Below are 8,910 nucleotides of genomic sequence, written 5' to 3' on the forward strand. Positions count from 1 at the left end.
CTTGAGAGAGAACAACCCGCGCCGCACCGGCGTTGCATAGGCTCGGAAACGCTGGGCACTCCCCCCAGAAAGAGGGAGCGCCATGCAGATCCGGCGCCGCGCCGATGCTATGCAATTTTGAATCTACGATTCAAGTAATCAACCAAATCGGCAACTGTTCGGCAAAGCAGTTCCGGCTCAGAGCCGCTAAGCATAGCGGCATCCAGGGTTCCCCAGATCGCACCGATCGAGAAAACCCCAGCGGCCTTTGCTGCCTTGGTGTCTTCCGGACGATCCCCGATATGTACAGCATCCTCGGGGGTGATATTCGCGTACTGTAACGCAAGGTTGATCGGGTCCGGATGCGGCTTGCGTCGCGTGGTATTGTGGTAGCCAATCACAACGTCAATGTGCCACCCTTGGTGACGAGCAATTGCCTTGCAATACTGATCGGGGCTTGATGTAACAATAGCGATGGGAATGGCACAACTGTGCAATTTCGAGAGAAGCTCCGAGATTCCCTCATAAGGTGTGATTTCAGGGATTTTCGCAAAGACCGACCTCCATTTCCCAGACTGCTGATATTTCAGTACCGACCGGGAATCAACCAACGTTAAATCGAGATCAAAAATGACCACGGCGTATTGCCTCACTCAAAAAATTGACAGCTGGGTCCTTCCGTGTCCGTAATGTGCTTCACGCCCGCCTTTCTCCTCAAATCTTAAGAGGGACATCGCGTCTGCCGGGCACTCCAAGCTTATCGCTCCTTGTTCTAAAAGCAGGGAATTCCCCTTAGGCGGCTGATGATTAACGCAGTGAAGCGGGTGGGCGACGCAGGCCAATATTTTCCCCTGCTTTCGGGCAAATTTTGCAGTGATCATAGTTCCGTCCCACTCTGGGGTTTCTACGACGATTACCAACTGCGACAACCCTGCCTGAATTCGATCTCTGAATCCAAACGACTGCCTGTAAGGCGGCGTCCCCGGCGCATACTCGGAAACAAGACAACCGCCGCCAGCGATAAGCGCCTCCGCTAAATCGGTGTTTGCTTTGGGATACACGCGGTCCAGGCCATGCGCCATCACGGCAACCCCGCAGCCTTTTGCCTCCAAACACCCCCTATGCCCCTCCGTGTCGCAGCCCAAGGCCAAGCCGCTTACGATCACCGCGCCCTCCGTTGCCAAGACCCTTCCGAATTCTCGTGCCCTCCTGCGACCGAATTCCGAGGGTTCCTTCGTGCCGACGATGGCGGCAGCGCTGTCTGCATTCAGTCCGCCGGCCTCACCTTTGCAATACAGGATGGGGCAATATCCGCCCAGAACAGGAGAGAGATTCTCCTGCAGGGCCTCCAAGCGGCGGGGGTAAAGGGAGTCCCCCAGCGCCAATGCCGTAATGCCATGCCTGCCACACTTTTCCAGGACTCCTGAGGCGTAATCCCAAGCCGCACGGGCCTTATCCGAACCGCAACGGGAAAAATCGGCGAATTGCCGCTCATCTCCGGGAAGAGAGTTTCCAGATTGGAGAATCTCAACCACGCGCTTCGGCTTCTCGCCCAAACGACGCAAGCCAATAGCGAACTGGACGCGATGGAATTTATGTTTCATAGCCGATCCGATTCTACTTCCAGAATTGCTTGATATCACCGAGACGCTCGTCATTATCGTTGTTCGGCCCGATATCCCCTTGAGTTACATACTTCCCAAGAGCGACCGGGAGAATTCTACATGTGTTTCCGTTGGAGCTCTCAATAGCGATCCGGATTGCCGTGAAAGTCGCTCCTCGTGTGACAAAGTCGTCGAGAATCAAAAATATCGGGCTATCTTCTTCCAGGCGATTACACTCGTAGTTGGCATTGCGAACCTCGGCATCTCTGTTTTTGCCGTTATCCGTAATGCTATGGAGTGGCCGGTGTTTCTTTTTTGACAATAGATCAGGCCGAAATTCCAAGCCCTCCATATGATCGCACAACATCTTTGCAAGCCTATACAGCGGCCTGTCAGGCTGAACTTTTTCGACATCATGAGACAGCGCCGTTACCACGTAAATCGGTTGCTCCCCCATGTTCAAATTCAACCCGCCAATCAGCGGAGGCAGCTTGTTCTGCAACATAAGATACACTCCGTCAAATGCTTTCGTGTTACCCGTTTTGAATTCCAGGATTCTACGGCTCCATTTGTCTGGGAGTTCCCGCACGCTCCAAATAAGCGCATATACATTCTCCCTGTTCCACGCCCACAATCCGTAATCCCCACGTTGCAGGCAAAGCCAACCGCCGTCTGTCGTGTGCATTTGGAACAATCTACCTCCTCGGATTAGACACTCTTAGAGAATACTCAGCCGCGCACCGCAACGACAAGCCACGTCATATCCGTAGAGAGCGCAGCTGATATGGCCGCCGGTCAAGGGCATTAGCGCTTTATGCCGCCCTGGCGGGGCGGCGCACTGGTTGCCACTGCACCGTGCGGCGCGGTGGCCCAGTTATCCACAATTGCCTCCGCCTGAACGGAACGCAACGACCGCGCCTTGGACGACTTCCGCCTAAGCGGTTATGATTGGCGTTTCGAGGAGGCCGCAAGCGCGGGCGATGCGCAACCCGGGACCCGGCGCCAGAGAATGCGCCCAGAGAACGAGCCGATTCGCCGGGGGCATGACTTATCGAGGAATATCGCCAAACTGCCGGATTACGGACTATGGAAGATCGCAGAGGATACATCTGGTACGACGGAGAGCTGAAGCCCTGGAACGAAGTCCGGGTGCATGTCTTGACCCACACCCTGCACTACGGCACGGGAGTGTTCGAGGGCATCCGCGCCTACGAGGCCCGCAAAGGAACCGCCGTCTTTCGCCTGGAAGATCATGTCAGCCGGCTGTTCCGCTCCGCCCGCATCCTGAACATTCCGATTCCCTGCCCCCCGGCCGAAGTCACCGCGGCATGCCTGGAGGCCGTCAGCGCCAACCAACTGCAAACGGCCTATATACGCCCCATGTGCTTCCTGGGCGCGGAGGGCCTGGGGCTGCGGACGGATAACCTCAGCAGCCATTTGATCGTCGCCGCCTGGCATTGGGACACCTACCTCGGGCCCAAGGCGCTGGAACAGGGAATCCGCGTCAAGACCTCGTCTTTTACCAAGCTGCACGTCAATTCCGGCATGTGCAAGGCCAAGGTCAACGGCAACTATGTCAACTCGATGCTGGCATTGCAGGAAGCGCGCGCCAGCGGTTGCGAAGAGGCCCTGTTGCTGGACACGGACGGCTACGTGGCCGAGTGCAGCGGGGAGAATATCTTTATCGTCCGGGACGGCAGGATTTACACTCCGGAGGCCACGGCGGCATTGGAGGGCATCACCCGCGACACGGTCCTGCGAATTGCCGAAGACCGCGGCCTGAACGCGCGGGAAAAGCGCATTACCAGAGACGAAGTGTACGGCGCAGACGAAGTCTTTCTCACCGGGACCGCCGCGGAGGTCACCCCCGTGCGCGAATTGGACAGCCGCCAGATCGGCACCGGCGGGCGCGGCCCGATCACCGAACGCCTGCAGCGTCTGTACTTCGACCACGTGCACGGGCGCAGCGAAGCGCATGGGGAATGGCTGCATTACCTGGACGGCGCCCGCAACGCCCAGCGTCAGCCGCGACGACATGCCGGATAAAGACCCCGCGGTTCGCAAGCCTTACCAGACGAAGCACCACGAGATTCGCCGCGACGAGTTGCCGCTGCACTGCCCGCCGCCGGGCGCCAGCCTGTGGAACGCCCATCCCAGGGTATATCTGCCGCTGGAGGAAACGGGCAAGGCGCAGTGTCCCTACTGCGGGGCGGAGTTCGTCCTCAAGGAAGATTAGAGCCTGTCGCGCGTGCCGTAAGCGCATCGTAGCAGGATGCCGCCGCCCCTGACCGTCGTACAGACGCTGCCTTCCCTGGAGGGAGGCGGCGGAGTGGAACGGGGAACGCTGGAGCTTGCCCGCAGGCTAGCCCGCGAGGGGCATCGTTCCATCGTGATCTCCAGCGCGGGGCCGCGCACCGCCGCCCTGCTGGCGGGCCATGGCCGCCATATTCCCTGGCCGATAGGAAAGAAATCTCCCCTTACGCTGGCTCTGGTGCCGCGCCTGCGGGCCTTCCTGGAGCGCGAGCGCCCCGATATTTTGCATGTGCGCTCGCGGCTGCCGGCATGGATCTGCCACTTGGCGATTCGGCGAATGCCGCCCGCCCGGCGGCCCCGCCTCGTCAGCACTTTTCACGGCGCCTACTCCGTGAACCGCTACAGCGCGGTAATGGCCAGGGGAGAGCGCGTTATCGCCGTGTCCCGATTCATCCGCGAGTATATCCTGCGCCACTTCCCCGCGGATTGCGCGGAAGAACGGCTGGTCCTCATTCCCAGGGGAATTGACCCCGGGGTCTTCCCCTTCGGGTTCCGCCCCGACGCCGAATGGCTGCGCCGCTGGCGCAGCGAGCGCCCCGGCCTGGAAGAAAAACGCATCGTCACCCTGCCGGCGCGCCTGTCGCTGAGAAAGGGCGTGGAAGACTTTATCGCAACGATCAAGGCGCTGAAGAAAAAGCGGATACCGGTACACGGCCTGATCCCGGGGAAAATCGAGGCGCGAAAGACGCGGCTGCTCAACCGCTTGCGGCGGCAGAGCGCCCGGATGGGGGTAGCGGAAGATATCTCCTTCCTGGGCCACCGCGACGACATACGGGAGATCCTGTCCATCTCCGACGCGGTGCTCTCCCTCTCCGAGAAACCCGAGTCCTTCGGGCGCACGGTACTGGAGGCATGCAGCCTGGGGGTGCCGGTCGTGGCCTACGACCACGGAGGCGCCGGCGAGATCCTGGACGCCCTGTTCCCCCAGGGGAAAGTCCGCCCCGGCGACCGGGAACAACTGGCGCACAAGCTCGCCGGGCTTCTCGAGCGACCCGCGCGCCCGCGCCGCCGTCACCCCTATCTGCTGGAGGACATGCTGAGCCGCACCCTCGCGCTCTACGAGGAGCTTGCCGCCGAGCCCGCTTCTCTTGCCGCTACTTCCCCAGGCAAAAGCGCGAGAAGATCCGATCCAGCAGATCCCCGGCGGGCGCCACGCCGATAATCTCTCCCAGGGCGGTCTCCGCCGTCCGTAAATCCTCGGCCAACAATTCCGCCGCCCGCTCTTCCCGGAATCGCGCCCGCCCCCGGCGCAGGCTGTCCGACACGCTACGCAGGGCAGATAAATGCCGTTCGCCGCAGAACAGCGCGTCCTGCTGCTCTCCACCGGCCTCGTAACCCGTCTGTTTTCCGATCGCCCGGTACAGGAACTCCAACCCGGCGCCCGTCCTGGCCGAGAGCTGCACCTCCCAGCAACCGTCCTCTCTTTGCCGCATCTTCGCCGGCGCGCCGCTGCGATCGATCTTGTTATAGATCAGGATCTTCGGCGCCGCAGGGGAAGAGTCCGACACTTCGAGCGGCGGCTCCGGCGCGCCGCCGTCATACTCCCGGACCAGGAGAATCAAGTCCGCATCGGCGATAGCGCCGCGGGTGCGCCGTATGCCCTCCCGTTCGACCGGGTCGGCGGTATCGCGCAGCCCTGCCGTGTCCACCAGCCGGGCGGGCAATCCCTCCAGATTGACCTCCGCGCGCACCGGGTCGCGGGTAGTGCCCGGACTCTCGGTCACGATGGCGCGTTGGCAACGGCAGAGGGCATTCAATAGCGTGGACTTGCCTACGTTCGGCGCCCCCACAATGGCGATCTCCAGGCCGGCGGACAGCAGTTCCCCCTGCCGGGCCCGCCCCCGCAATTCCGACAAGCGCCCCTCCAGCTCCACGAGCCGCTCTTCCACCCGTTCCTGGTTCAGGGAATCCGCTTCCCCCTCGGGGAAATCCAGGGCGGCCTCCAGCCGACTGCGTAAATCCTGCAAAGCATCGCGCAACGCGGCGACCCGCCCCGACAGGTCGCCCTTCAGCGACCGGGCGGCGCTGCGGGCCGCGCTGGCGGTGCCGCTCTCGATCAGGCCGGCCACGGCCTCGGCCTGCACAAGATCGATCTTGCCGTTGAGAAAAGCCCTCTCGGTGAACTCGCCGGGGCGGGCGGGCCGCGCGCCCAGCTCCAGGGCCCGTCGCAACAGCGCCTGCACGACGGCACTCCCTCCGTGGCCGTGCAATTCCAGCACATCTTCGCCGGTGTAAGAGGCCGGCCCCACGAACAAAAGGGCAATCCCCTGGTCTATGATTTCCCGTGAGGAATCCCGGAAGCGGCAGAGGTGGGCGTGTCGGGGCCGCAGCTCCTTGCGGCCGGTAATGCCCCTGGCAATAGCGATGGCTTCCGGGCCGGAAATGCGGAGCACGCCGATGGCCGCCTTTCCCCCGGCGGTGGCAACGGCGACAATGGTGTCCGCTTCCATGCCGCCTCCCTCGGGGCCGGGGCGGGACACGGGCTCAGCCAGTGGCGCCCGCCGCCGTCTCTTTCTCGATCCGGGCGTACACGTACCGCTGCTGTAACAACGACAGGGTATTGTTCACCAGCCAGTAAAGCACCAGGCCGGAAGGAAAGAAGGCGAACAATCCGGTAAAGATCACCGGGAGAAAATTGATGATCCGCTGCTGCACCGGATCTGCAATCGGCGGGTTCAGTTTCTGTTGCAGGTACATGGTGATGCCCATGACCACCGGCAGGACAAAATACGGGTCCCTGCTGGAAAGATCGCGAACCCAAAAGGCAAACTCCGCCTGCCGCAGTTCTACGCTCTCAAGCAGGACCCAGTACAGGGCGATAAATACGGGGATCTGCACTACGATGGGGAGGCAGCCGCCAAGGGGGTTCACTTTCTCTTCCCGGTAGAGCTGCATCACCGCCTGGTGCATGCGCTGCCGGTCGTTCCCGTAACGCTCCTTCAGGGCCATCATTCTGGGTTGCAGTTTGCGCATGCGCGCCATGGAGCGGTAACTGGTCGCGGAGAGACGATAAAAGAGGATTTTCACCAGCAGCGTCAGCAAAATGATGGAGACGCCCCAGTTCCCCGTAAACCCCTGCAACCAGATCAGGACGACGAACAGCACTTTGGCGACGAACCATAGCCAGCCGTAGTCCAGAGTCAACTCGAGCCCCGGGGCGGTTTCGGCGAGGGTCCGCTGTAGCTTCGGTCCCAGGTATAAATGGTGTCCCGTCGTCTTGCTTTCGCCGGGCGCCACCTGCACGGGAGGGGCGATCGAACCGGCGATATAGTGTTCCGCCACGGGGGACAGGGTGTAGTAGCGGTATTCCCATTGCGGGTTGACAGGGAGCACCGCAGTCAAGAAGTATCGCTGCAGATAGGCGATCCAGCCATTGGCAATATCTTCCGCCAATTTTTTCTTCTGGATATCGGAGAAATCAATCTTTTGATAGCGCTTGTCCGGGCTTGAAAGCGCGATGCCCTGATACCCGGCATACCCCCCCGAGGCGATATCGATCCCGGAATCCGACTCGCGGTATCGGAACTGCATGTACGTCCTGCCTTTCCATGGCGCCTCGCCGGAGTTGCGAATCTCGTAGAGGACATGGACCACGTAACTCCCCCGGCGCAGGAGAAAGACCTTGTCAACCTGCAACCCCCCCTCGCGATTGCCGCTCCACCGCAGGCGAACCTCCATGCTTTCCCCTTCCAGGGAATAGTTTTCCTCCGCGGCCGCGAATAGATCGTCTTCCTGTGGCAAGCGCACAGAGGACTGGGCGCTCAGGACGCCCCCCCGTACCGAGAGCAGGTTCGACCGGCTGCCGTCAACCAAGGCGAAGTTTTCCTCGCCGTCCAGTTCTACCGGGTATTGAAGCAAGCGAACGGATCGGATCGCCGCCCCGCGCGGATCGATCTCCAAGGCCAGAACATCCGTGCGTATCTCCATCCTTTGTGTCGGCCCTGTCGGGGCCGCTTCCGCCTCCTCCGGGCCGGCATGCGGCCTTGCGTCCGCGGGGATTTCCGGAATCCGCGCGGCACCCGGCGGAGCCGTCTCCGTCGCCGCCGGCTCTTCCTCCGGCCCCTCCCGCCCGTAATCTCTCTGCCAGGCCTGCCATAACAGAAACAGCAAAAAGAGGAACAAGAAAAACAGGAACAGGCGTTGCGTTTCCAAGGGAAAAAGTCCTAAGGAACCGGGTCAAAACCGCCCGCACAGAACGGGTGACAACGCAACAGACGCCGCGCGCCCAACAGGCAACCCCGGAAGGAGCCGTGGCGGCGAATCGCCGTCTGGGCATATTCGGAGCAACTGGGCGCAAAGCGACAGCGCGCGCCAAAGAGGGGACTCAGAAGGTACCGGTATATCCCAACCAAGGCGATCAGGAACGTTCTCACCGTACCAACTTCCGCCACAGCAGGGACAGCTCCTTCTCCAGCTCGGGGTTTTTCAAAATATGCACCGGGCCTTGCGCTATCACCAGTATGTCCCTGCCCCCTAAAAAGTCTTGATGGCGGCGAAAGCTCTCCCGCATAACCCTCTTAACCCGGTTGCGGTCCACCGCCCGGCGCGCGTTTTTGCGGGAGACGGCCAACCCCAGCCTCGGGTGATTCCTTCCATTCTCCTTGTTGGGAGCGACGAAGCGCCGTACCCGGCATCGCGTGGGCGCCCGCGACAGCCGCCGTATCTCGACGGTACAAACGAGCCTTCTGCTTTTCCCCAGCCGCCTGCTTCCGGAACGGCCGGCGGCCGCATCCCCCTTATACAGAGAGGCGGCGCCTCCCTTTCGCCCGGCGCCGCTTCAGTATGGCGCGGCCGCCGCGGGTGCGCATGCGGGCGCGGAACCCATGGCAACGCTTCCTCTTGATGTTACTGGGCTGGTAGGTTCTCTTCACGGTGGCGCAAGAGTACGGCGACCGGCAGGGATAAGTCAACGATCCCGCAACTTTCCTTGCCGTTCCCCGGCGGCGCCTCTGTCCAGAAAGCCCTTCCCCAACCGCCCTCGGCGCCGCCCGCGCAAGGGTTGTGCGTCAGGTGT

10 protein-coding genes are annotated in these 8,910 nt (G+C 61.7%); 3 read left to right on the forward strand and 7 right to left on the reverse strand.

Annotation, left to right across the window (positions count from 1 at the left end; all coding sequences use genetic code 11):
* Positions 1 to 107 precede the first annotated feature (107 nt).
* From OXU43_04950 to OXU43_04960, 3 genes are read right to left on the reverse strand one after another with little or no spacing between them, the layout of a single operon-like run.
* The gene (locus OXU43_04950; protein ID MDD9824498.1) at positions 108 to 632 is read right to left on the reverse strand and encodes an HAD family hydrolase; all 525 of its coding nucleotides are present in this window, start codon (positions 630 to 632) and stop codon (positions 108 to 110) included.
* On the reverse strand, positions 633 to 1,583 hold the full coding sequence (locus OXU43_04955) for a DNA-processing protein DprA (GenBank protein ID MDD9824499.1): 951 nt from the start codon (positions 1,581 to 1,583) through the stop codon (positions 633 to 635).
* Positions 1,584 to 1,596: 13 nt separating this feature from the next.
* Entirely contained in the window at positions 1,597 to 2,268 is a 672-nt protein-coding gene (locus OXU43_04960) for a hypothetical protein (protein ID MDD9824500.1), read from the reverse strand.
* Positions 2,269 to 2,669: 401 nt separating this feature from the next.
* On the opposite strand from OXU43_04960, the gene OXU43_04965 reads away from it, so the two are divergent.
* From OXU43_04965 to OXU43_04975, 3 genes are read left to right on the forward strand one after another with little or no spacing between them, the layout of a single operon-like run.
* Positions 2,670 to 3,629, forward strand: a complete 960-nt coding sequence (locus tag OXU43_04965; GenBank protein MDD9824501.1) for a branched-chain amino acid transaminase — start codon at positions 2,670 to 2,672, stop codon at positions 3,627 to 3,629.
* Positions 3,619 to 3,819 carry a zinc-finger domain-containing protein gene (locus tag OXU43_04970; protein ID MDD9824502.1) on the forward strand — a complete coding sequence of 67 codons (201 nt, stop codon included), beginning with the start codon at positions 3,619 to 3,621 and terminating at the stop codon, positions 3,817 to 3,819. Before OXU43_04965 ends, OXU43_04970 begins: the two co-directional genes overlap by 11 nt.
* Positions 3,820 to 3,855: 36 nt before the next feature.
* The gene (locus OXU43_04975; GenBank protein MDD9824503.1) at positions 3,856 to 5,058 is read left to right on the forward strand and encodes a glycosyltransferase; all 1,203 of its coding nucleotides are present in this window, start codon (positions 3,856 to 3,858) and stop codon (positions 5,056 to 5,058) included.
* Here OXU43_04975 and mnmE read toward each other — a convergent pair.
* From mnmE to rpmH, 4 genes are all read right to left on the reverse strand, one after another.
* A complete protein-coding gene (gene mnmE, locus OXU43_04980) occupies positions 4,991 to 6,346 on the reverse strand; it encodes a tRNA uridine-5-carboxymethylaminomethyl(34) synthesis GTPase MnmE (protein MDD9824504.1) in 1,356 nt (451 codons plus the stop codon). The genes OXU43_04975 and mnmE overlap by 68 nt on opposite strands.
* Positions 6,347 to 6,380: 34 nt before the next feature.
* Complete coding sequence (gene yidC, locus OXU43_04985; protein MDD9824505.1) at positions 6,381 to 8,048, reverse strand: membrane protein insertase YidC; 1,668 nt, start codon at positions 8,046 to 8,048, stop codon at positions 6,381 to 6,383.
* Between the two features lie 11 nt (positions 8,049 to 8,059).
* Positions 8,060 to 8,287 (reverse strand): membrane protein insertion efficiency factor YidD, encoded by a 228-nt coding sequence (gene yidD, locus OXU43_04990; protein MDD9824506.1) that lies wholly within the window; start codon positions 8,285 to 8,287, stop codon positions 8,060 to 8,062.
* A 345-nt stretch (positions 8,288 to 8,632) separates the two neighbouring features.
* Positions 8,633 to 8,767, reverse strand: coding sequence for a 50S ribosomal protein L34 (gene rpmH, locus OXU43_04995; protein MDD9824507.1), 135 nt, complete (start codon positions 8,765 to 8,767; stop codon positions 8,633 to 8,635).
* Positions 8,768 to 8,910 lie beyond the last annotated feature (143 nt).

Source organism: Gammaproteobacteria bacterium, assembly GCA_028817255.1.
In the GTDB taxonomy this organism is placed as follows: domain Bacteria; phylum Pseudomonadota; class Gammaproteobacteria; order Porifericomitales; family Porifericomitaceae; genus Porifericomes; species Porifericomes azotivorans.